This window comes from Pedobacter sp. UC225_65 (assembly GCF_042698365.1).
Taxonomy (GTDB): Bacteria; Bacteroidota; Bacteroidia; order Sphingobacteriales; family Sphingobacteriaceae; genus Pedobacter.
On the sequence record NZ_CP170550.1, the window covers coordinates 2,838,468 to 2,860,846 of the forward strand.

Consider the following 22,379-nt stretch of genomic DNA (forward strand, 5'->3'; position numbering starts at 1 on the left):
TAAAGATATACAGCCATGCATAATTTTAGAGAGTTGAAAGTTTGGAAAATGGGTATCGAGATTTCGAAATCTGTTTTTATTCTTACAAGGACTTTCCCAGCCGAAGAAAAATATTCACTTATATCTCAACTTGTTCGCTGTGCAATATCAATACCTTCAAACATAGCTGAAGGATGTGGACGAAAGTCTGCAAAAGAACTGAGCCAATTCTTGAACATCAGTTTGGGCTCTGCATTTGAACTAGAAACTCAGCTTATAATTTCATGCGAATTTAAATATATTGAACAAACTAAATTTGAGCGTATCCTTTCCCAAGTTCACGAAATACAAAAAATGATAATTGGATTTCAAAAAAGCTTAAACACCTAGTCTTAATACTCACTACTTGATACTTTATACTAAAAATGAAAATTACCGAACATATCAAAAACGCAAAGGGTAAAACCTTATTCTCATTTGAATTGCTGCCTCCTGTTAAGGGGAAAAGCATTCAGGCCATCTATAATGCCATAGATCCATTGATGGAATTTAATCCGCCGTTTATTGACGTAACTTACCATCGCGAGGATTATATCTACAAACAGCATGAAACGGGTCTTTTGGAAAAAATATCGTACCGTAAACGACCAGGAACGGTAGCCATTTGTGCGGCCATCATCAATAAATATAAAGTTGATGCAGTACCCCATCTAATCTGTGGTGGCTTTACAAAAGAGGAGACTGAAAATGCCTTGATCGACCTCCAGTTTTTGGGAATCGACAATGTATTGGTATTACGTGGTGATGCCCGACATGCGGATACCAATTTTATTCCTACTCCTGGTGGCCATGCTTATGCTACCGATCTATTGGAGCAGGTAACCAACATGAACAATGGTCGCTATTTACATGAAGACCACGATGCTTATAAAACAGATTTCTGTATTGGCGTTGCTGGATATCCTGAGAAACATTTCGAAGCACCGAACCTAAAAACCGATTTCAAATACCTGAAGAAAAAAGTAGATATGGGTGCAGAATTTATCGTTACCCAAATGTTTTTTGACAACAACAAATATGTTGAGTTTGTTAAAAAATGTCGGGAGAACGGTATCCATGTTCCGATCATTCCGGGTTTAAAACCGATCACCTCTTCTAAACAGTTGATCAGCCTGCCAAAAATATTCCACATCGATTTACCGGAAGACCTTAGTGAAGCCATCCACAATTGTAAAAATGAGACGGAAGTAAAAGAAGTAGGCATAGAATTTATGATTGCGCAATGCAAAGAGTTGATGAAGATTGGCGCGCCTGTATTGCATTTTTATACCATGAGTAATCCCGAACCCACCAAGAGAATAGCAAAAGCGATATTTTAAGCTGTAAACATGAGTTATTTAAACAAAGACCAACAAGTATGGGATGAAATCCTTCAACTGATCAAAGAACAGGGAATTGCTTATTTAACTCACCTTGATGAAAGGCCAACTTCCAGCAAAAAAGAAGTAGCACTTCTTTCTGATCTGGATGAAAATGGGCTGGGCGCAATAGCTACCTTGAAACAGTTTAACGAGCGGTTTGAACCTGTTATTGTTGCCTCTTCTGGCCCTAGGTATTGGGGCTTTGTAACCGGTGGAACCACTCCTGCGGCGATCGCAGGCGACTGGCTTGCTGCCATCTACGATCAGAACACACAATCGGCCAAAGGTAATGGCGATGTTTCTGCCTTGATCGAACTGGAAACCATCCAATTGTTATTGTCGCTCTTTAACCTTCCCAAAGATTTTTTTGGTGGTTTTGTTACTGGGGCAACTTTATCAAATTTCACTTGCTTGGCTGTAGCCAGACAATGGATCGGCAAACAATCGGGAAAGGATTTTGCCAAAGATGGCATTAGCGGTTCGATCAAAGTTTTAACCGCTACTCCACATTCATCGGCTGTAAAATCATTGGGCATGTTGGGCATGGGTAGTGCCAATATCATTCCGGTCAATGTATTAACTGGAAATAGAGAAGCTATAGACCTAGAAGACCTTAAACTTAAAATTGCTGCCCTAAATGGGGAACCTTTTATCTTGATTTCTAGTGCTGGCACTGTAAACACAGTAGATTTCGATGATTTTGAAGCCATTGATCAATTAAAGGCAAAATATAATTTCTGGTGGCATATCGACGCGGCCTTTGGAGGCTTTGCAGCGTGTTCTCCAACATACAAACATTTGGTTAAGGGTTGGGAAAATGCCGATAGCATTACAGTAGACTGTCATAAATGGTTAAATGTGCCTTATGAAAGTGCTGTATTCTTTGTGAAAGAGCAACATCAACTTTTACAGATGGAAACTTTTCAAAATGCGAATGCTGCGTATTTAGGTAATCCTTTGGCCAATTTTAGTTACCTCAATTTTCTTCCAGAAAACTCAAGGCGATTAAAAGCCTTACCCGCTTGGTTTACCTTAACAAGTTATGGCAAAATGGGCTATCAAGAGTTGATAGAAAAAAATGTGGAGACAGCCTTGTTATTCGCCGATTTCATTACCACCAATCCTAATTTCGAACTGCTTGCACCTGTGCGTTTAAACACCGTTTGTTTTACACTAATTGATGAAAACTTAGTCAGTGATTTTCTAGATAGGCTCAATTCAACAGGAAAAGTATTCATGACTCCTACCTTCTACAATGGCAAAAAGGGCATAAGAGCTGCATTTGTAAATTGGAGAACCACTGCTGATGATATTGTTATCGCAACTGAGGAGATGGAGAAAATTGTAAAGGATTTGGTTAAATGAGGATTGTAAATTCCGACTAACCGTATTAAAATTATAAAATGTCACTCTGAGCTTGTCGAAGACAAATACATAAAATGCTTCGACAGGCTCAGCATGACAATGCTTTACAATTCGAGAAAACTACTCCAAAAACACTATCTCCAACAACCCTTTTCCACCACAATAGTCTACAGCCGAGCTATACACATAACATGCTGGTTCAGATACCATATTTGCTTCAACAAGATTTTGATGAATATAATCTAGTTTTTGCTCCATAAAATCGTTACCGTAAAGAATAATGGGATGAAAGCCATCTTGCCAAAATTTATGATCTTTGTTTTTAGGATGTATCATTGCCGCAAATTGGAATTTGTTTAACATCCAGGTCCTACTCTCATTAATTTCTTTAAGCGTAGCAATGATCCTTTTTGCTGTAAACTTCTTGAAATCCCGTATAATATCTGATAGGTTTTTCTCTTCAGTTGCACTAACAATCATATGTAAATGACTTGGCATTAAACACCACGCATAAATATTCAGACCTTTCTCTTTCTGACAATAGGCAAGGCTATCTATTACCACTTCAGCAAGCTCTTTTCTGGTAAACACATCAATCCATGCTACAACCGTAGTTGTTATAAAATAAATCCCATCTTGATCAGTAACCTGATATTTAAATGCCATAACTAAATTTAGCACTTCACCTAATAGGGTAAGAATTGGAACTTAAAAAACTACTACAAAGCAAGTTATTTATTCTTAGCGAAATATATTTTCACTGTTCGAAAATTTTGAAGTTGATCGAATGAGGATTTGCAATCTCGACCGTATTCATTTCGGATTTGTAATCCGCGTTAAACGCTGGCCTTTAAATAATTTTTAAAGCCTTCAAAATCAGTCCCCAGCTCATCATACCTTTCTGGATTGTCCTTTAGCGATTTTATCTGTACGGGTAGTTCAATTTTTTCTTGTATCTCAACCGGAAAAACCTCGGGAAATTTACAGGCATGCGCTGTCGACAGGAAAACTTTTGTACTGTTATCAGTAGGGTTTTCATTGGCGTAGGCCTGTGTAGCCAACCAAGCAATGGCTGTATGCGGGCAAGCAACATAGGCAAACCGTTCAAATATTTCTTTGATGGCCGCCAGGGTTTCTTCGTCGGTAAAACGATAAGCTTTTACCAGCTCATTAATTGCTTCTCTATCCTGACCAAATAGGTCCATGATCCTTACCCAATTGCTTGGTGCGCCTACATCCATGGCATTGGCATAAGTCTGTACTGATGGTTTGGTTTCATAAACCCCAGTCTCCAAAAAGCGTGGCACGGTATCGTTGGCATTGGTAGCAGCAATAAACCGATGTACTGGAAGACCCATTTTATAAGCCAATAAACCAGCACCTATGTTTCCAAAATTACCACTAGGCACAGCAAAAACGACCTTACTTAAACCTTGCCTTTTCAATTGGGCATAGGCATTGAAATAATAGAAAGTCTGCGGATCAATCTTGCAATATTGATGGAATTGGCTGAGGTTAACCTGAATTTTGCATTCAATTCCTCATCGGCAAAGGCTTGTTTAACCAATGCCTGACAATCGTCAAATGTACCATCAATGGCAATTGCTCTTATATTTTTTCCATTGGTAGTCAATTGTAAACGTTGTACTTCGCTTACTTTTCCTTTGGGGAACAAGATGGTTACCCGCGTATTGGGCACTCCTAAAAAGCCTAAGGCTACTGCCCCGCCTGTATCTCCAGAAGTAGCGACCAGCACATCTAACAATTGTTCTCCATCTTTTAGGAAATAAGCCATCACCCTACTCATAAACCTGGCACCAAAATCTTTAAAGGCCAAAGAAGGTCCATGGAATAGTTCCAATACAAATGTTTCTTCATTGAGCTTTACTACTGGTGCTTCAAAGTTGACGGCATCTGCAATGAGGGCTTTAAGATCGGCTTCAGGGATTTCATCCTTTAACAGTGTTGAAGCAATTTGATAAGCGATTTCTGGCAAAGTATAACGCTCAATTTTATCAATAAATCCTTGTGCTAATTGAGGGATTACTGTTGGCATATATAGGCCTTTATCTTGGGGCATACTGTTAAAAACTGCTTCTTGAAAGGAAACACGCAAGGACGGGTTGTTGGTTGAATATAACTTCATTTGATCGATGGAAAATGGAAAACGTAAAATGGAAAATGTTTAACTAACACATTTTACCTGTCTATATAATTTTAGGGCCTTCGGCATTTACCGACGACACATAAGCATTACTGTGGATATTTAATTCGGCTAAATGTTTTTGTTGCAGGTCTGTGATCTTCCTAGCGGTTGCTTCATCTTTGGCCAAGGCAAATACAGATGGGCCAGATCCAGAAATCCCGAAACCTACAGCCCCACTCTGCATGGCCAGTTCCCTTAACATCTCGAATCCTGGGATTAAAATGGAACGGGTAGGCTCGATCAATACATCTTTCATGCTTCGTCCAACCAGGTCCATATCGTTTAGGAAAAGACCACTAACTAAACCCGCTACATTACCCCATTGCACCACGGCATCTTTTAACAAGACCTTGGCTTTGATCATCTGTCTTGCATCTTTGGTTGGCACATCTACCTCTGGGTAAACAATGGCTGCAAATAGGTTTGAGGGTGTAGGCAGGGCAATCAGATCCAAAGGCTCATAACTTCGAACCAATACAAAACCACCCATCAAAGCTGGTGCAACATTATCGGCATGACCATAACCACAGGCTAATTCTTCTCCCTTCATGGCAAATGGCACCAATTCTTTGGCTGTTAATAAATTACCCATCAATTGGTTAATGGCGTACAAGCCTGCTACCGTACTGGCAGAACTCGAACCCAATCCACTGCCAATGGGCATCTTTTTATGGAGTTCGATCTCTACCCCGATATCTGGTCTGTTCAGGTGTTTTAAATAATGTTGTACACTAGCACTTACGGTATTTTTTGCAGAATCCAAGGGAAGTCGGCCGTCATCGCCAGTAATTTTCAACAAGCGGACTCCTGGTTCATCAACCAAGCGCATCATTACTTCATCTCCTGGTTCATTAACGGCGAAACCCAACACATCAAATCCACAAACTACATTGGCAACGGTGGCAGGGGCAAAAACTTTAATCTCTTTCATTTTTTTATTTGTGGACGTTAAAATTTGGATCGTTTATTTGTTTTAAATGGTACTTCAAGTGGACAATATAATCTTCGATAAAATAGACAAGGGTATGCACTTCTACCTTTCCTTTACCTGTATCGCAGGTATTGTCCAATTTACTTTGTGGTATCAGACCGATTACGCGAGCAATTTGCTCGTTCATTAGTTTCCAAAGTGTTTTCACATCTTCAATATCCATCTCCTGATAGTTCTGATAGGCCACCCATTCGTCTTGATGGTAAACAATCTTGGTTCCTTGTTCGTATTGCCCCACAATCAATCTCCTCAGGTTGTTCGAAGCACTATCTATCAAGTGTCCCAAAAGCTCTTTTCTGGACCATTTTGATGGATTTGGTTTTTCATCCCAACTTTCCTTACTGATCTTGTTGAAATCGAGCAATGCTTGATGTACCAGCATCAGTACTTCATTTTTTGCTTCACCTACTAAACTCATTGTTATGCATTTAAGGCTCCTACATTAATAATATCTGCAAAAACACCTGCCGCAGTAACTTCGGCTCCAGCACCTGGGCCTTTAACCACCAATGGTCTTTCTTTGTACCTGTCGGTTGTGAAGGAAATAATGTTGTCACTGCCAGAGAGCATATAAAATGGATGCTGCTCATCTACCATCTGTAAAGTGATGGATGCTTTTCCATCTTCGAGCTTACCAATATACCTCAGCACTTTTTTAGTTTGTGTAGCTTCTGCTTTAAGCTGGTTAAAATAAGCGGCATTGAGTTCCAATTGCTTGTAAAACTCTTCTACAGTTGGGGCCTGCAAACAAGCATCGGGCAGCATATTTTGGATACTCACATCCGATTCTTCAAAAGCATAACCAGCATCGCGGGCCAAGATCAACATTTTGCGCATAAAATCCTTACCATTCAGGTCGTCGCGTGGATCGGGTTCTGTATATCCTTTTTCTTGTGCCTCTTTTACAATTTCATGAAAAGCAGCATCTCCTTTAAAATGATTGAAAATATATGAAATCGTTCCAGAAAGGATCGCTTCGATACGGGCGATCTTATCTCCGCTCATCATCAGGTCTTTTAAGGTACGAATGATAGGCAGGCCTGCCCCCACATTGGTTTCGTAATAAAAATCGACACCAAATTTACGGGCTGTATTTTTAAAGGTTTCGTACTGTGCAAAGCTGGCAGAGTTTCCAATCTTGTTACAGGTAACGATCGAAATACTGGCTTCAAAAACACCTTGATAAAAAGGTACAGGTTTCGGACTTGCCGTATTGTCTACAAATACACAGTTGGGCAGGTTCATGGCTTTCATCTGGGCCACAAAATCTTCCAGACTTGCCGTTTGTCCTTGTGCATCCAAGGTATCCTCCCAATGCTCTAGCGCAATTCCGCTTGGCGAGAGCAACATTTTTCGGGTATTGCTAATGCCCATTACCTTTACCTGTAGGTCGTTATTCTGCGCTAAGAAAGGCATTTGCACCAATAATTGTTTAAACAATGTTTTGCCAATGTTACCCGTTCCCAAGCAGAAAATATGGAGGGTCTTGTTCAGTTCAGTATAAAATGCATCGTGAACTGCATTTACTGCTTTAGACAAATCCTCTTTGGCAATGATCACCGAGATGTTATACTCTGACGAACCTTGTGCAATGGCATGTACGTTTACCCCGTTTCTACCAAGCGCATGAAACAGTTTACCCGAAATACCTGGTGTACGTTTCATGTTCTCGCCAACGATGGCCAGCACCGCCAAGCCGTTTTCTACCTCTGGTGCCTGTAGTTTTTGAGCCTGAAGTTCCAAGTCGAATTCTTTGGCAATCAGGTTTACCGCTTTGACAGCATCTGCAGGTTTTACTGCAAAAGTGATGCTGTGTTCTGATGAAGATTGAGTAATCAAAACCACGTTGATCTGCTCGCGTGATAACAGTGAAAACAAACGTCCGCTGAAACCCGCTTTACCCACCATGCCACTACCGGCCAAATTGATAATGCTGATGTCGTCAATTGAAGAGATCCCTTAATGGCCAGTGCAGATGGTTTTGCCCCATGACGGATATAGGTGCCCTCAAAATCAGCATCGAAGGTATTTTTGATCACGATTGGGATCCTCTTCAAAAAGGCAGGAGTCATTGTTGGTGGATAGATCACCTTTGCTCCAAAATAAGATAGCTCCATGGCCTCGATATAACTCAACTCTGGCAAAGAAAATGCTTTTTTGACCATTCTTGGATCAGCGGTCATCATTCCGTTTACGTCGGTCCATATCTGGATTTCGGCCGCATTTAAGGCCGACCCCAAAATCGCCGCAGTATAATCGCTACCACCTCTACCCAATGTAGTGACACGGTTGGCATCGTTACTGGCAATAAAACCAGTTACAAAAAGCATCTTGCCTGCATTGCTCTGGTAAAAATCCTTAACCAAAAAGTCGGTAAGCTGTGTATTTACCTTTGCTTGGCCAAAATTGCTATCTGTTTTGATGAACTGGGCCGCATCTGCAAAAACAGACTCTGGAAACTGTTGTTTAGCGATATGGCAGACCATAAAGGTAGCGCAGCGCTCGCCATAACTCAACACCAGGTCTTTGGCCTGCAAGCTTAATTCCTGCAAGTTGTAAATGGCTTGCAAAAGCTCTTCCAACTCGTTAAAATAAAGTTTAAGCTTGGTGAGCACTGGATTTTGTGCTGCAGCAGGCAACAAAGCCCTAACCACTTCAAAATGACGTTGTTCAATTGTTTTGAGTTCTTCGCTATAATCTTGTGCCAATGCGGCTTTTTCGGCCATTGCCGTTAACAGATTGGTTACACCGCTCATTGCCGATAGTACCACTACCGGCTTTTCTGCTTGCTGTTGTTCTCTTTCTAAGATGTGCAATAAAGCACGGATGCTGGCTATTGAACCTACGGATGTACCGCCAAATTTTAAAATGTTCATGATCAAATGGGTCAAAAAAAAGCGCCCCGTTTTGCGGGGCGCTTGCTGTATCTTATTTTTTAGATTATACCACTAGCATTTCCCCATCCGGTGTTGGCCGGTTGTTGATGTAATAATGGTAATAATCGTGTTGTTAAAAATCATTTCGTTGTTAGTGTATTTTCTACACCGTAAAGTAGAAGAATATTTTTCGTAATGTCAAGCGCTTTGTGAAATTTATTTTTATCCATTCAAAAATCTGACTTTAAACGCATTACAACCTTATTTTAACAGAGATCTCATTTGCTGTTTTGCACGTCTTTTGCTATTTTAAACCTGACAGCAGTGCAAATACTTTTTGTTAAAAAGATCATGTTCCATCAAAAACTACAAAAAGATGGCAACGAATGGCAGGACTACCGCTAATTGAAACACCTCTATTGCTTTTCAATTGAAGGGCAATCCATTAATCATTTTTATCGATGTAATGATATTACTACCTTTACCTTATTATATGCAAGGATTAGTTATAAAATCTACAGGGAGTTGGTACCAGGTGTATGCCGAAAATGGCAAGACCTACGATTGCCGGATTAAAGGAAAATTTAGGATACAGGGCATACAGACGACCAACCCGATTGCGGTTGGCGATAAGGTTGGCTTTGAGTTAGAGCCCAATGCGGAGACTGGTGTGATTGATAAACTGCAGGACAGGAAAAACTACATCATCCGCAAATCCATCAACCTTTCTAAACAGGCGCAGATCATTGCGGCCAACTTAGATCAAGCTTTTTTAATTGTTACTTTGGCTTCTCCCCGCACTTCGTTGGGTTTTATAGACCGTTTTTTGGTTACTTCTGAAGCCTATAGTATCCCTACTTCATTGATTTTTAACAAACTGGATCTTTTTAGTCAACAAGGGTTGGAAATCTTAGCAGAATATAAGGCAATCTATGAAAAGATCGGCTATCCATGTTATGAAGTTTCGGCACTAAAAGGGACAAATATCGACCAGATCGAGGCCTTGTTAAAGAATCAAACGACCTTGTTCTCTGGCCATTCTGGGGTTGGAAAATCGAGCTTGATCAATGCCTTATTACCTGGGTACGAAATCAAAACAGGAGAAGTTTCTGAGTGGAGCGACAAGGGGCAACATACCACCACATTTGCTGAAATGCATACTTTACCTTTTGGCGGTTATTTGATCGATACCCCTGGAATTAGGGAGTTGGGCATTTTTGACATCAAACCGGAAGAGTTGAGCCATTATTTTGTAGAGATGCGTGATCGTTTAAACCAATGTCGCTTTAACAATTGCAGGCATGTAAATGAACCCGGTTGTGCGGTGATCAAAGCCGTAGAAGAGGGAGAAATTGAGGTGAGCCGCTACGAAAGCTACCTGAGTATTTTTCATGGTAATGATACCAGGGCGTAACAAATACAGGGCAGTTGATATCTAAATTATCTATACACATTAAATATGAGAGCAGTTATTCAACGGGTAACGCAAGCAAGTTGTACCGTAGATGATCAAGTAACAGGGGCAATTGGCAATGGTTTTTTAGTGCTATTGGGCATTGAAGACGCAGATACGAAGGAAGACCTGGATTGGCTGGCACAAAAAATAGCCAATATGCGCGTGTTTGGTGATGAAAATGACCTGATGAACAAATCGCTTTCTGATATTGATGGCAATATTTTATTGATCAGCCAGTTTACTTTATTTGCGGCAACAAAAAAGGGCAATAGACCTGGTTTTACAAGAGCGGCACGTCCGGATAAGGCCATTCCTTTATATGAGGAAATGATCAAACAATTGAGTAGCCTGATCAATAAGGAGGTGCAATGTGGCATTTTTGGGGCCGACATGAAGATCAGTTTATTGAACGATGGACCGGTAACGATAATTATGGACACGAAAGATAAAGACAACCATTGAGTTCAAAGTTGAAGGTTAAAAGTTAAAAGCCAAAAATGAATAACTGAACTAATGAACTAATGTTTTTGTCAGGCTGAGCTGAGTTTATCGACGTATCGAAGACAATGAACCAATAGCATAGGCACTTCATCCCTAGTGAACAATTGAACCAATGAACTAATGAACAATTGAACTAATAAACCAACCCTAAACATGACCATAGAAGAAGCCCAACAAACTGTTGACAACTGGATCAAAACCACAGGATCCGTTATTTTAACGAGTTGACCAATACAGCGATCCTGATGGAAGAAGTGGGCGAAGTGGCCCGTATCATGTCGCGTAAATATGGAGAACAGTCTTTCAAAAAAAGTGACGAAGCGGTTGACTTGGCGGATGAAATGGCCGACGTACTGTTTGTGCTGATCTGCTTAGCCAACCAAACCGGCATTGACCTGAACGCGGCATTGGTTAAAAACCTACAGAAAAAAACCATCAGGGATACTGACCGACATAAAAACAATGATAAACTGACAAATAAATAATAGAATGAAAATAATTTTACCGCTACTTCTGATTTCGTTGGCCTTTATGGGCTGCAAGGAGAACAGGAATGAAGATATTGTAAAAGAACCGAATAAAGAGGGTTCGATTGAAACTGTAGTTAGTGTAAAACACGAGAAAGGTTTTGATATCTTAACCACAACCCATAAAGTTTGGGTAAAGAACAAGCTTGACAAAATATTAACGAAGGTAGATACCTTAACTTCTTTGGGAACCACCTTGGCCGAGGGCGAAGATGAAAACGGCAATACCCAAAAAGCTGTAGTTCCGAAGGATTACGAATTTTATATCACGGTTAAGTAAGATGAAAAAAAGCAAATACATCAGTTTAGTATTGATTACGGCCGCTTTGGCTTCTTGTGATAAAAAAGAGAAGGGATGGGACCAAGATGAGCCTAAGGTTTACATGCGTTCTGATTCTACCGCCAGCTATAGTCGTTCTCACCACCATATTGCAGGTGCCCTACTTTGGTACTATGCCTTTAGACCTTATGGCCGATATAACAACGGCGTTTACAATAGGGCCGGCTATTACAGTGGTGGTATTGGCGAACGTTCTAATATTGGATCTAATACAGGTAAATATGGAATCATCCGCGGTGGTTTTGGTCATGGTGTTTCAGTATCTTCTTAATGGAAAGAATAAAAACTACGCCAAGAAACAATTGGCAAAAGGAAGTTGAAAAATTAGGTTTTGGTTTTCACTCTACCAACATCCCCTATTGGGACGAAAGTGTATACTATAAGTTTTCAATCCATGAGATCGACCAGATAGAAAGGGCTACAGCTGAACTTTGGGACATGTGCCTTGCTGCTGTACAATATGTAATCGACCAAAAACTATATGCCAAATTCCATATCCCCGAATCGATCATCCCCCATTTGGAAAAATCGTGGAACGATGATTATCCGGCAATTTACGGACGATTTGATCTGGCCTATAAAGATGGTCAATTGAAACTATTGGAGTTCAATGCAGATACGCCAACTTCTTTATATGAAGCAGGGATTGTGCAATGGTTCTGGTTGCAGGATTTCGATAAAAGCAAAGACCAGTTCAATTCTATCCACGAGAAATTGATTGCTTATTGGGGCGTATTGAAAAACTATATGCATCCTGGCAAACTGCATTTTACCTGTGTTAAACAAAGTTTAGAGGACCTAACCACTACCGAATATCTAAGGGATTGTGCCATTCAAGCCAAACTAGATACGCAACTGGTCTTTATTGACGATTTGGGTTGGGACAGCAACAAACAGGTTTTTGTTGATCTTGAGGATGAGGAAATCAAGAACATCTTTAAACTTTACCCATATGAGTGGCTGTTGAACGAAAACTTTGGCAAAAACATCATCGAAGACAGAAACAATACTTTATGGATCGAGCCATTTTGGAAGATGATCTTATCCAATAAAGCCATCCTTCCGATACTTTGGCAGTTGTATCCTTATCATCCTTATCTGCTCAAGGCTTATTTTGACCAAGGCGACCTACAGGATTATGCCAAAAAGCCTATCCTCTCTAGAGAAGGGGCAAATATCGAACTGCATAAATCAGGTATATCATTAGAGCAGACCAAGGGCGAGTATGGAACTGAAGGTTATATTTATCAGGAGCTTTTTGAACTGCCCAATTTTGAGGGAAACTACCCTTTGATCGGCAGTTGGATCATTGGGCAACAACCCGCAGGGATTGGTTTAAGGGAGGCCAACCGTTTGATTACGGATAACAAAAGTAGATTTGTACCCCATTTAATAGGTTAACAAAAAAGCCAGCGTAATGCTGGCTTTTTTGTTGAGATCAACTCGTTATCCTTTATAACTTGGATCATTCTTTCTGAAACGGGCGTAGATTTTTTCCAATTCATCTTTATTCAGTTTGGTGGTCAATTTCAAAGCCCTCACAAATTCATCAACTTCTTCTTTAGCTGCCGGACAACCCACAATCTGTTTTCCTTTGGTTTCAAAACCAGTTCCTTCAGGTCGCATATGAGAATCGACCAGTAATTTACCATCGGTATCAAAAATAAACCAAAGTGGAATACCAAAACCGTCGCTATTGTATTTTTTGATCATGTCCATTCCACCAGGATTTTCATTTAGTTTTTTCTTTGGATCATTTTCCATTACCGTGATATGTTTGATCACAAAACTCTTGTCGAAAAGCGGCTTCATGTCTGGTTCATTCATGCTGTCATCCATTTTATGGCACCAACCACACCAAGAAGCGTGGAACATGATGAAGACTTTTTTCTTTTGTGCCTTTGCCTCTTTGATCGCCCCATTTAAAATTTCATCAGCAGATGGTGGCGTAGTTTGCGCAAATGCCGTATTGACTGTTAAAACGGTCATCAATACGAGTAATAAATTTTTAATTTTCATAGTGGTTTAAGTTAAGATTATCCTAAAGTTAAGGATTAGTTGACCAAATTCCACTCTCTTTAATAAATACTCTTCTATTTAATTTCAGTTGTGCGATCAGTAGTTCTGCAAAATCTTCTGCCTGCATTACTTTATCTGGATTACCATCCGTTAGTTTTAAATCAATAGCCATATCTGTTGCTACCGTACTTGGCAACATGGTGCTTACCCTGATGTTATGTTTGCGTACTTCCTGCATCAACGACTCTGACAAACCGATCAAACCAAATTTCGATGCACTGTATGCACTGGTTAAAGCAGAACCATTTTTACCTGCGGTAGAAGATATATTGATGATATCGCCGGTTTGTCTTTCGATCATTTCTGGCAATACAGCTCTGGTAGTGTAATACACACCCATAATGTTTACATCGATGATCTCTTTCCACCTTTGTGGCTCCAACTCCATAAATTTTCCAAAAGAGGCGATGCCTGCATTGTTCACCAATATATCAATTGGACCTAATACCGATTTGACACTAGCTACCGCAGCATTTACAGCTTCGATATCAGCCACATCTGCTGTTGCGATAGTCGTTTTAATTGGATAGGCTTTTAACTCTTCCGCTACATTGACCAGATCTTTTTCCGTTCTGCCCACCAAAGCAACATTTACACCCTCTGCAGCTAATGCTATAGCTATTGCTCTTCCTAAACCTTTACCAGCACCGGTGATCAGCGCATTCTTTCCTTGTATTGATTCCATAATTCTGTATTGAGCTGCTAAAGTACCAAAAACAGCAAAAGCGAGGGTTTACTTGATGTCAATTTTTGGTTGGTGTTTCCAACGGCGATGGCTCCACAACCAATAGGCGGGTTCTTCTTTGATCATCTTTTCTAAGAAACGTGTATGGAGCTCCGTAATCTCATACTTGGCTGTAGCTGCTGGCACTAAACAAAGTGGTACACAATCTACCGTGTAATAACCCCGCTTTACATAATTGATTCTTAAATAAAAGATGGGCTGGTTGGTCATTTTTGCAATTTTCTCAATCCCCAACTGAACGGATGTAGGTTGATTTAAGAAGGTAGTCCAGTAATGCAGTTCATCTTTTGATGGCGATTGGTCATTTCCAAAACTGAAAAGACTCGGACTTCCTTTACTTGCTTGCAGTGCCCTTAAGGTTTGCCGCATCGGAATTAACTTGTTACCAAACTTGCTCCTTACTTTTTTGAACCAACTATCGAATATCGGGTTACTCAATGGCTTATAGATGGGATAATGATTGGCATGAAAATTAAGTCCAATACCTAAGGTTCCCCATTCCCAGTTTCCATAATGCGCAGCGCAGATCAGCACACTTTGTCCGCTTTTGAGATAAGCTTCAATCTGTTCGGTATGTTTAAAAACAAAACGTTTCCTGATTTCCTTTTCCGAAATGGCATTCATCTTAATGATTTCGAAAATGAGGTCAGCTAAATATTTGTAATACCGCTTCTCGATCGCTATGATTTCTACGGTTCCTCTTTCGGGGAAAGCATTGGATAGGTTCTCGCGAACCACCTTTCTTCTATAGCCAAAAACGTAGTAGAGCAGCACATATGCCACATTGCCAAAAATGTATAGAATCCATAATGGCAACAATGATAATACAGCAAAAAAAAATATTCCCAGGTAGGAGAAGCCCTTTTTTATCATATTAAAGATAGATATACCACAAAATTAAAGGCTTTATGATATTCTTTTGCCACTAAAATGTTAGATTTTACCTTTTGGCACCCATCAAGAAAACAAGAAAACTATAGATTAAAAAGATGTCAAATAGTTAAAATATTTTAACTATTATGTAATTCTGGTACACTCAAATCTTTTGATGAAGTTTTTGGGACTTCTTTCTCTGGTTTGTATTTCCACCTGCGATGGCTCCATAACCAATAAGCGGGCACTTCTTTGATCATGTCTTCCAGAAAATGGGTATGCATCTCTGTAATCTCAAATTCAGTAGTTTTTGCTGGTTCTAAACAGATCGGCACACAATCAACTTCGTAATAACCACGTTTTTTATAGCTTATCTTTAAATAGAAAACTGGTCGGTTGGTTTTTCTGGCAATTTTCTCCAATCCCAGCTGGATAGATGCCTCCTGATGTAAAAAGGTTGTCCAATAGTTCGACTCTTCTTTAGAAGGCGCCTGATCGCTGCCAAACGTAAACATGGTAGCTTGGTTTTTATTCGATTGGATGGCTCTTAATGTCTGGCGCATGGCGATCATATGATTGCCATATCTACTCCTCATTTTTAAAAACCAATTGTCGAAAGCCTCGTTGCTTAAGGGCTTGTAGATCGGGTAATGCTCTCCAGAAAAGGCCATGCCAATGCCCATACATACCCATTCGTAATTTCCATAATGTGCCGAACAAAAAAGTACGCTCTCCTTGTTTTTAAGGTAGGCCTCAACCAAGTCAACATTTATAAATTTTACACGCTTATTGAGCTCTTTTGCAGAAATGCTCTTCATCTTGATCACCTCGAAGATCAATGAAGCCAAGTATTTAAAAAATGTCTTTTCAATACTTATTATTTCCTCTAGTTTTTTTTCTGGGAAAGAATTGAGCAAGTTCTCTCTCACTACTTTTTTACGATAGCCAAAAACATAATACACCAATACATAAAACCCATCAGCCAAGAGGTATAAAACACTTAGTGGCAATAGAGATAATGTCGTTAAAAAAAATACGCCAAGGTAGGAAAGACCTTTTTGGATCATGTTGTTTGGTTTGAACTACAAAATTAGCTATGCAACGCAAAAAAACGACATTAAATTGCTAGATTATTATTCAAATCGTCCATTTCTGAGATTATCATGACAAAAGACCATTTTTTAAATGCAACATTATTGATATACAACAACTTAACCATGTTTTAAGCCTAGTTGATAAGCTTGATACAGCCATTTTTCCCTTTGTTCGACGGTAGATTTTTTTATGATGCCCACATAAGTAACCTTCACAGGTTTTACCCCACAAAATTCAAGTACACTTCGTCGCAACTGGTTTACGCTAGGGCGCCCAAACATGAACCGATAATACCAAGAAGGCTGATCTAGGGTAGTGATGATCCTAGCGGTTTTACGTGTAAGTAGTTTATCCCACCAAACACTGTTTTCCCTATATTTAAATGCAATTCCTGGCAGGAACAAGCGGTCGATAAAACCTTTCATCAAAGCCGGCATACCACCCCACCATACTGGATGTACCCAAACCAAGTGCTCGGCCTGTCTGATCTTGGTTAAACTGTCTACCAGATCTGGTTCCAATTCCATCCGTTTTTGGTAGCCGTAGGCCAAATTGGGGTCAAAGTTTAAATCACCAATATGGATGATGGAAACAGTTGCGCCAGATTCCAATGCTCCTTTTTGATAAGCTGTTGCCAAAGCAAAATTTAGGCTTTCTTTATTGGGGTGACCATTGATGATGAGGATATTTTTCATGTGTTTTGCTATTTAACACAAAATTAGGTCTAGCATCTTTATTTTAGGGCAGACAAATGTCTATAAATGGACCTCTCTTCTTAAACGGCTCAAATGTCGTGGGGTTGATCGCTAAAAAAGAAGCCAGGTAATGCATCGGAATTTGTTTAACATATTCAGGATGGCTTTCAAAAAGAGCTAGATAGCGCTCTTTAGCTGTATCTTTCTGGTACATGAACACTCTTTTTTCCAAATGGATATATTGTTGTTCTGCAATTGTCTTCAGTAATTTTATCCCATTTATACTTTCCTCTGCCCAAATATCCAGTTCACTCTTTTTTAACACCAACAATTCTACAGCGCTCATGGCTTGGATATTCTCTTGACTGGGCAAACCTGTAATCAACGACGAATAGGCCGTCATAAACTGATGGGGAAAAGTAATACAATAGGTAAACTCTTCTGCAGTGGCAGAGGTATAATACGAACGTAGGATACCGCTTTGGATAAAAGCTACTTCACTACAGACTTTACCTTCAACCATAAAGAAATCTCCCTTTTTTAAGGTGCGAGGTTTGGCTTTGGCCATCAGTAGTTCAATTGCTGCTACCGTGACAAGATCAAAGGATAATAGGTAATCTTTCAATTTTCAGGTTTTATGTTGCAAGGTAATCAAATCATACTGTTGATGGAATGGTACACTTTTAAACAATTGCGCTTAAATAAAAAATCCCGAAAACCTAAGGTCTTCGGGATTTATATACTTAGTCCTTTCGTTACTTACGATTGGAATTGTTTGCCTTTTACTTTACGCTCGTTCTCTGTTAAATAGATCTTACGTAAACGCATGCTCACAGGTGTGATTTCTATATACTCATCAGCTTGGATGTATTCCATTGCTTCTTCTAAAGAGAATTTAATCGCTGGCGCAATACGGGTGTTATCATCTGTACCAGAAGCACGCATATTGGTCAATGCTTTTCCTTTTACCACGTTCACTACCAAGTCATTGTCACGGATGTGCTCACCCATGATCTGTCCTTCGTAAACATCAGCTCCTGGATCAACAAAGAAACGACCTCTATCTTGCAATTTATCAATAGAATAAGCAGTAGTCATTCCTTTATCCATCGAAACCAATACCCCATTTAAACGACCAGGGATTGTACCTTTCCAAGGCTCGTAAGCTTTGAAACGGTGTGCCATGATTGCCTCGCCAGCAGTAGCAGTCAATACGTTGTTACGCAGACCAATAATACCACGTGCAGGGATTTCAAATTCTAAGTGTTGTAGATCGACCTTTTGGTTCCATGATCAACAACTCGCCTTTACGTTGAGTTACCAACTCAATTACCTTACCAGCAACATCACCCGGCACATCAACGATCAAAGTTTCGATAGGTTCGTGTTTCTTACCATCAATCTCTTTAACGATAACCTGTGGCTGACCTACTTGAATTTCGTAACCTTCGCGACGCATGGTCTCGATCAACACTGATAAATGGAGAATACCACGACCATATACCAACCAAGAATCAGGAGATTCTGTCTCAACCACTTTAAGGGCCAAGTTTTTCTCCATCTCTTTCATCAAACGGTCTTTGATACGTTGAGAAGTTACCAATTTACCTTCTTTACCAAAAAACGGAGAGTTGTTAATGGTAAACAACATGTTCATGGTAGGCTCATCGATCTTGATTACCGGCAATTGTTCTGGTGCTTCAAAATCAGCGATAGTGTCGCCAATATCAAAACCTTCAATACCTACAACGGCACAAATATCTCCAGACCTAACTTCGGTAGTTCTGATCTTACCTAATCCTTCAAATGTATATAATTCTTTTACCCTAGATTTAACCATTTTACCATCACGTTTGATCAAGGTAACTGGTTGATTTTCTTTGATTGCTCCACGGTGTACACGTCCAACAGCGATACGGCCTACAAAAGATGAATAATCTAATGAGGTGATCTGCATCTGTAAAGTACCTTCGTTAGATGGTGCTGGTGGAATAGTTGATACTACCGTATCTAACAAAGCAAAAATATCTGTAGTTGGTTTTTGCCAATCTGTACTCATCCAACCTTGTTTAGACGAACCATAGATTACAGGGAAATCCAATTGGTCTTCAGTAGCTTCCAAGTTAAAGAAAAGCTCAAAAATCTGCTCATAAACCTCTTCTGGTCTACAGTTTTCTTTATCCACTTTGTTTACAACCACAATTGGTTTTAAACCTAAAGCCAAAGCTTTTTGTGTTACGAAACGCGTTTGAGGCATTGCACCTTCAAAAGCATCACATAATAACAATACACCATCGGCCATTTTCAATACACGCTCAACCTCACCGCCAAAATCCGCGTGACCAGGAGTATCAATGATGTTAATTTTTACGTCTTTGTACTGTACCGAAACGTTCTTAGATACGATCGTGATTCCTCGTTCACGCTCCAAGTCGTTGTTGTCCAATATCAAATCTCCTGTTTGTTCGTTGTCACGAAAAATAGAACAAGAGTGTAAAATCTTATCAACCAATGTAGTTTTACCGTGGTCAACGTGTGCTATAATAGCTATATTTCTAATCTTTTGCATAAAATGCGCCTATAAATTTGGCGCAAAGATAAGGTTTTTTATTGAATTTTTATGGGTTTCGGCTACTAAAAATGAGATTATATTTTTGTTAAATTTTGATTGTCAATCGTTTGGGAGAAATTCCAATCAAAACGAATCATGCAAGTACATCGTTGATATCAATTTGCTAATGTTTAAGCTTTGATCCTATGTTTCTATGTGGTTAAGCTGAGCCAATCCTCATAAGAAACAATTCCTAGGTCTGGTCGGCCTTCACCTTCTAGTATCGCAATAAATTCGAGGTCGTGTCCATCTGGATCTTTGAAATAAATGGCAAGTGCGGGCATCCAAGCAAACACCATGGGCTGTTCACTTCCATCTTTTAAAAAATTATAAGGCTTCAGGTTTCTTTCCTTCAAAAAGCCTATTGCTTTATGGCGCACATCATCCACATCGCACCTAAAGGCAAAATGTCTGATATCTATTTCTGCTTTGGGTTTTTCCCACAGGCCTAACATGGCACCTTTTGGTTCGCCAACCCAGAAGAAGGCAATCCTGCGTTCGTCATTGTAACCACATTCGGTTAAGCCCAAAACGTTTTTATAAAAATCAATCGATCTTTCTAAATTCTCCACAAAAATGTGGGTCTCAAATAATCCTTGTATCATTTGGTAAAAATACGCAATACCAAAGGCCACAAAAAATCACTTCTATCGATTGTCATATCAATAAAATTGATGATCAATCAATGATAAGGCATTTTGAGAGACTATTTATTACGAGAGTTCTGGATAAGGATTAGTGTCATGCTCAAAGGTTGATGGTGAAATCAATTATTTCTTGCTACTATTTGACGGCCCTGTCGCTTCGCAGACAAACTTTTTTTCTATAGATAAAAAAAGTATGCAAAAAAATCCACGGCTGCGTCCTGTTCTATTAAAGAAAGTACGTAGGCTTAAGATAGTTCCAAAACTAAACTTATGCTATTTAGCAAAAGCCCAAGTTAAAAAGGCGGGCATGGCCTTGGCCCAGGTAGCTACCTCGTGCTTACCTCCAACCATTTCGTAATAGAAGATGTCGTGAGGTCTTTTGTAGCCTTTTTTCATCAGTTCTTTGACCACATCGATGGTATCGTCAATAGAATCGATGATAAAGTTATGGTTACGGTCGGCCAATTCATCGTTTGTACCTGTCATCAACCAGAACTTCACTGCAGGATTGGTCTTTGTATCACGGATCATCTGATGTAAAATACGGTCATCATCTGTATATCCAGCACCGAGGTCTTTTTTCCTCCACCAGAAAGAACCAGAGAAAACCCCAACTGCATCAAAATAATTGTCGTTGTTCCAAGTGATATCAAAGGCAGTTAAACCGCCTAATGAGAAACCTGCAAAGGCCCTACGTCCGTTGATCGTTACATCAACTTCACTTTGTACATATGGCAACAGTTCTTTGATCACAAAGTCTGTATAGGCTTGTGCTTTTGAGCCTCTTTTTTTGAAATCAGGTTTGCCAGCCACTCCATACTCCAAAACACGATCATTCCCTGCCTTGATACCAATTACAACCGTTGGTTCAATCTTCCACTTTTCATAAAGCTCGCTCAACATGTTTTCCATGTCCATTTGGGCCAAGTCTTGTCCATCGTTTAGCAACAATAGGTTCACACGTTCATTCCCAAATAGATTTTCAGGACTGAAGATTTCCAACTCAACTTCTCTTTTTAAATAAGCAGACTTAAACTGACGGGTAGTTTTGATAACAGTAGGTAATGTTAATGTGGTGTACATAAGGCTTTCTCACTAATCTGGCGCAAAGGTACAAATCTTGATAAAAAATAAGTTAGCGAGATATTTTTTTTACATAAAGGACAGATTTATAGGAATAAATGAATTTATTTTTTTGTGTTTGAGCTAGATTTTTATACCTTAAAGCATCTAAATGAAAGGCCGTGAAAGAAGAATTAAAAGAGTGGTACAGTCCGAACCTCAATAAAGATATCAAAACGCTAGTCTTCGGGCATGGTGGATATCCCATCCTACTCTTCCCTACCAGCATGGGAAGCTATTTTGAAAACAAAGATTTTAAACTCATTGATGCCGTTCAAGGTTTTGTAGATGATGGTAAAATAAAAATCTATTGCCCTGACGGGATTGATAAGCTGAGTTGGTACAACAAAGGCATCCATCCTGCAGATCGGGTTAAAAACCATATCTGGTACGACAAGTTCCTGTTGGAAGAATTGGTGCCATTGGCCAAACATGAAACCGGCCATCATAAAGTAATTACAGCAGGCTGTAGCTTTGGAGGTTACCATGCGGCCAATTTTGCTTTCAGGCATCCTTGGGTAGTGAGCCATTTGTTTAGCATGAGTGGTGCATTTGACATTTCTGGGCAGTTGGATGGGTTTTATAATGATGATGCTTATTTTAACAATCCGGTAGATTTTCTGCCCAATGACATCAATCCTGAACTATGGCACCTTAAAATCGTATTGGGCACCTCAGACAGGGACATGTGCAAAGCAGACAATGAAAGGTTATCGGGCATCCTCCATCAAAAAGGATCAACCATTGGTTGGATATCAGGCAAAATGCCGACCACGACTGGCCTACCTGGAGACAGATGTTTCCAGAATACCTGGCGCAGTTATAAAAACTAAACGCTTAACTTAACTAT

Annotated in this window: 20 protein-coding genes and 4 pseudogenes; 10 read left to right on the forward strand and 14 right to left on the reverse strand. The window is 39.8% G+C overall.

Going from position 1 to position 22,379, the window contains the following annotated elements:
- The first annotated feature begins 15 nt into the window (after nucleotides 1-15).
- Genes ACFJIZ_RS14865 through ACFJIZ_RS14875 form a run of 3 tightly spaced genes read left to right on the forward strand, consistent with a single transcriptional unit; the run spans nucleotide 16 to nucleotide 2,765 of the window.
- Complete coding sequence (locus ACFJIZ_RS14865) at nucleotides 16-369, forward strand: four helix bundle protein (RefSeq protein ID WP_379085589.1); 354 nt, start codon at nucleotides 16-18, stop codon at nucleotides 367-369.
- Nucleotides 370-404: 35 nt separating this feature from the next.
- Nucleotides 405-1,358, forward strand: coding sequence for a methylenetetrahydrofolate reductase [NAD(P)H] (metF, locus tag ACFJIZ_RS14870; protein ID WP_379085592.1), 954 nt, complete (start codon nucleotides 405-407; stop codon nucleotides 1,356-1,358).
- Nucleotides 1,359-1,367: 9 nt separating this feature from the next.
- Nucleotides 1,368-2,765: a pyridoxal phosphate-dependent decarboxylase family protein gene (locus ACFJIZ_RS14875; RefSeq protein WP_379085595.1), complete on the forward strand. Its 1,398-nt coding sequence runs from the start codon at nucleotides 1,368-1,370 to the stop codon at nucleotides 2,763-2,765.
- A gap of 120 nt (nucleotides 2,766-2,885) precedes the next feature.
- Here ACFJIZ_RS14875 and ACFJIZ_RS14880 read toward each other — a convergent pair whose 3' ends face one another.
- The 5 genes and pseudogenes from ACFJIZ_RS14880 to thrA all read right to left on the reverse strand — a co-directional run bounded on the left by ACFJIZ_RS14880 (nucleotide 2,886) and on the right by thrA (nucleotide 8,838).
- The gene (locus ACFJIZ_RS14880) at nucleotides 2,886-3,431 is read right to left on the reverse strand and encodes a transposase (RefSeq protein ID WP_379085598.1); all 546 of its coding nucleotides are present in this window, start codon (nucleotides 3,429-3,431) and stop codon (nucleotides 2,886-2,888) included.
- Nucleotides 3,432-3,601: 170 nt separating this feature from the next.
- Nucleotides 3,602-4,911 (reverse strand): annotated as a pseudogene (gene thrC, locus ACFJIZ_RS14885) (threonine synthase).
- A gap of 61 nt (nucleotides 4,912-4,972) precedes the next feature.
- Complete coding sequence (locus tag ACFJIZ_RS14890; protein ID WP_379085601.1) at nucleotides 4,973-5,902, reverse strand: homoserine kinase; 930 nt, start codon at nucleotides 5,900-5,902, stop codon at nucleotides 4,973-4,975.
- Between the two features lie 4 nt (nucleotides 5,903-5,906).
- Complete coding sequence (locus ACFJIZ_RS14895; RefSeq protein WP_379085604.1) at nucleotides 5,907-6,380, reverse strand: DinB family protein; 474 nt, start codon at nucleotides 6,378-6,380, stop codon at nucleotides 5,907-5,909.
- Nucleotides 6,381-6,382: 2 nt separating this feature from the next.
- Nucleotides 6,383-8,838 (reverse strand): annotated as a pseudogene (gene thrA, locus ACFJIZ_RS14900) (bifunctional aspartate kinase/homoserine dehydrogenase I).
- Nucleotides 8,839-9,331: 493 nt separating this feature from the next.
- Between thrA and rsgA the strand changes: the two are divergent.
- The 6 genes and pseudogenes from rsgA (at nucleotide 9,332) to ACFJIZ_RS14930 (ending at nucleotide 13,063) form a co-directional block, all read left to right on the forward strand.
- Nucleotides 9,332-10,252: a ribosome small subunit-dependent GTPase A gene (gene rsgA / locus ACFJIZ_RS14905; RefSeq protein WP_379085607.1), complete on the forward strand. Its 921-nt coding sequence runs from the start codon at nucleotides 9,332-9,334 to the stop codon at nucleotides 10,250-10,252.
- 45 nt (nucleotides 10,253-10,297) lie between these two features.
- On the forward strand, nucleotides 10,298-10,756 hold the full coding sequence (gene dtd, locus ACFJIZ_RS14910; protein WP_379085610.1) for a D-aminoacyl-tRNA deacylase: 459 nt from the start codon (nucleotides 10,298-10,300) through the stop codon (nucleotides 10,754-10,756).
- Between the two features lie 192 nt (nucleotides 10,757-10,948).
- Nucleotides 10,949-11,280: pseudogene (locus ACFJIZ_RS14915) on the forward strand (nucleotide pyrophosphohydrolase).
- 4 nt (nucleotides 11,281-11,284) lie between these two features.
- Nucleotides 11,285-11,602, forward strand: a complete 318-nt coding sequence (locus ACFJIZ_RS14920) for a hypothetical protein (protein WP_379085613.1) — start codon at nucleotides 11,285-11,287, stop codon at nucleotides 11,600-11,602.
- Between the two features lies 1 nt (nucleotide 11,603).
- A complete protein-coding gene (locus tag ACFJIZ_RS14925; protein WP_055131156.1) occupies nucleotides 11,604-11,933 on the forward strand; it encodes a hypothetical protein in 330 nt (109 codons plus the stop codon).
- Nucleotides 11,933-13,063 carry a glutathionylspermidine synthase family protein gene (locus ACFJIZ_RS14930; RefSeq protein ID WP_379085617.1) on the forward strand — a complete coding sequence of 377 codons (1,131 nt, stop codon included), beginning with the start codon at nucleotides 11,933-11,935 and terminating at the stop codon, nucleotides 13,061-13,063. The genes ACFJIZ_RS14925 and ACFJIZ_RS14930 overlap by 1 nt, the downstream gene beginning before the upstream one ends.
- 45 nt (nucleotides 13,064-13,108) lie before the next feature.
- Here ACFJIZ_RS14930 and ACFJIZ_RS14935 read toward each other — a convergent pair whose 3' ends face one another.
- The 9 genes and pseudogenes from ACFJIZ_RS14935 to ACFJIZ_RS14975 form a co-directional block, all read right to left on the reverse strand.
- Complete coding sequence (locus ACFJIZ_RS14935) at nucleotides 13,109-13,681, reverse strand: thioredoxin family protein (protein ID WP_379085620.1); 573 nt, start codon at nucleotides 13,679-13,681, stop codon at nucleotides 13,109-13,111.
- Between the two features lie 28 nt (nucleotides 13,682-13,709).
- Entirely contained in the window at nucleotides 13,710-14,426 is a 717-nt protein-coding gene (locus tag ACFJIZ_RS14940; protein WP_379085623.1) for a 3-ketoacyl-ACP reductase, read from the reverse strand.
- Between the two features lie 48 nt (nucleotides 14,427-14,474).
- A complete protein-coding gene (locus tag ACFJIZ_RS14945) occupies nucleotides 14,475-15,359 on the reverse strand; it encodes a lysophospholipid acyltransferase family protein (protein ID WP_379085626.1) in 885 nt (294 codons plus the stop codon).
- Nucleotides 15,360-15,496: 137 nt separating this feature from the next.
- A complete protein-coding gene (locus ACFJIZ_RS14950; RefSeq protein ID WP_379085629.1) occupies nucleotides 15,497-16,426 on the reverse strand; it encodes a lysophospholipid acyltransferase family protein in 930 nt (309 codons plus the stop codon).
- A gap of 144 nt (nucleotides 16,427-16,570) precedes the next feature.
- Nucleotides 16,571-17,149 carry an NAD(P)H-dependent oxidoreductase gene (locus ACFJIZ_RS14955; protein ID WP_379085632.1) on the reverse strand — a complete coding sequence of 193 codons (579 nt, stop codon included), beginning with the start codon at nucleotides 17,147-17,149 and terminating at the stop codon, nucleotides 16,571-16,573.
- A gap of 43 nt (nucleotides 17,150-17,192) precedes the next feature.
- Entirely contained in the window at nucleotides 17,193-17,774 is a 582-nt protein-coding gene (locus ACFJIZ_RS14960; RefSeq protein WP_379085635.1) for a Crp/Fnr family transcriptional regulator, read from the reverse strand.
- Nucleotides 17,775-17,908: 134 nt separating this feature from the next.
- Nucleotides 17,909-19,718: pseudogene (gene typA / locus ACFJIZ_RS14965) on the reverse strand (translational GTPase TypA).
- 194 nt (nucleotides 19,719-19,912) lie between these two features.
- On the reverse strand, nucleotides 19,913-20,365 hold the full coding sequence (locus ACFJIZ_RS14970) for a VOC family protein (protein ID WP_379085638.1): 453 nt from the start codon (nucleotides 20,363-20,365) through the stop codon (nucleotides 19,913-19,915).
- A 315-nt stretch (nucleotides 20,366-20,680) separates the two neighbouring features.
- The gene (locus ACFJIZ_RS14975; protein WP_379085641.1) at nucleotides 20,681-21,490 is read right to left on the reverse strand and encodes an alpha/beta hydrolase; all 810 of its coding nucleotides are present in this window, start codon (nucleotides 21,488-21,490) and stop codon (nucleotides 20,681-20,683) included.
- Nucleotides 21,491-21,651: 161 nt separating this feature from the next.
- On the opposite strand from ACFJIZ_RS14975, the gene ACFJIZ_RS14980 reads away from it, so the two are divergent.
- Entirely contained in the window at nucleotides 21,652-22,362 is a 711-nt protein-coding gene (locus ACFJIZ_RS14980; RefSeq protein ID WP_379085644.1) for an alpha/beta hydrolase-fold protein, read from the forward strand.
- Nucleotides 22,363-22,379: the final 17 nt, after the last annotated feature.

Bases quoted from the DNA above. Each gene is read 5' to 3' on its own strand.
- ACFJIZ_RS14865 (WP_379085589.1), top strand. From the start codon at position 16: ATGCATAATTTTAGAGAGTTGAAAGTTTGGAAAATGGGTATCGAGATT.
- metF (WP_379085592.1), top strand. From the start codon at position 405: ATGAAAATTACCGAACATATCAAAAACGCAAAGGGTAAAACCTTATTC.
- ACFJIZ_RS14875 (WP_379085595.1), top strand. From the start codon at position 1,368: ATGAGTTATTTAAACAAAGACCAACAAGTATGGGATGAAATCCTTCAA.
- ACFJIZ_RS14880 (WP_379085598.1), bottom strand. From the start codon at position 3,431: ATGGCATTTAAATATCAGGTTACTGATCAAGATGGGATTTATTTTATA.
- ACFJIZ_RS14890 (WP_379085601.1), bottom strand. From the start codon at position 5,902: ATGAAAGAGATTAAAGTTTTTGCCCCTGCCACCGTTGCCAATGTAGTT.
- ACFJIZ_RS14895 (WP_379085604.1), bottom strand. From the start codon at position 6,380: ATGAGTTTAGTAGGTGAAGCAAAAAATGAAGTACTGATGCTGGTACAT.
- rsgA (WP_379085607.1), top strand. From the start codon at position 9,332: ATGCAAGGATTAGTTATAAAATCTACAGGGAGTTGGTACCAGGTGTAT.
- dtd (WP_379085610.1), top strand. From the start codon at position 10,298: ATGAGAGCAGTTATTCAACGGGTAACGCAAGCAAGTTGTACCGTAGAT.
- ACFJIZ_RS14920 (WP_379085613.1), top strand. From the start codon at position 11,285: ATGAAAATAATTTTACCGCTACTTCTGATTTCGTTGGCCTTTATGGGC.
- ACFJIZ_RS14925 (WP_055131156.1), top strand. From the start codon at position 11,604: ATGAAAAAAAGCAAATACATCAGTTTAGTATTGATTACGGCCGCTTTG.
- ACFJIZ_RS14930 (WP_379085617.1), top strand. From the start codon at position 11,933: ATGGAAAGAATAAAAACTACGCCAAGAAACAATTGGCAAAAGGAAGTT.
- ACFJIZ_RS14935 (WP_379085620.1), bottom strand. From the start codon at position 13,681: ATGAAAATTAAAAATTTATTACTCGTATTGATGACCGTTTTAACAGTC.
- ACFJIZ_RS14940 (WP_379085623.1), bottom strand. From the start codon at position 14,426: ATGGAATCAATACAAGGAAAGAATGCGCTGATCACCGGTGCTGGTAAA.
- ACFJIZ_RS14945 (WP_379085626.1), bottom strand. From the start codon at position 15,359: ATGATAAAAAAGGGCTTCTCCTACCTGGGAATATTTTTTTTTGCTGTA.
- ACFJIZ_RS14950 (WP_379085629.1), bottom strand. From the start codon at position 16,426: ATGATCCAAAAAGGTCTTTCCTACCTTGGCGTATTTTTTTTAACGACA.
- ACFJIZ_RS14955 (WP_379085632.1), bottom strand. From the start codon at position 17,149: ATGAAAAATATCCTCATCATCAATGGTCACCCCAATAAAGAAAGCCTA.
- ACFJIZ_RS14970 (WP_379085638.1), bottom strand. From the start codon at position 20,365: ATGATACAAGGATTATTTGAGACCCACATTTTTGTGGAGAATTTAGAA.
- ACFJIZ_RS14975 (WP_379085641.1), bottom strand. From the start codon at position 21,490: ATGTACACCACATTAACATTACCTACTGTTATCAAAACTACCCGTCAG.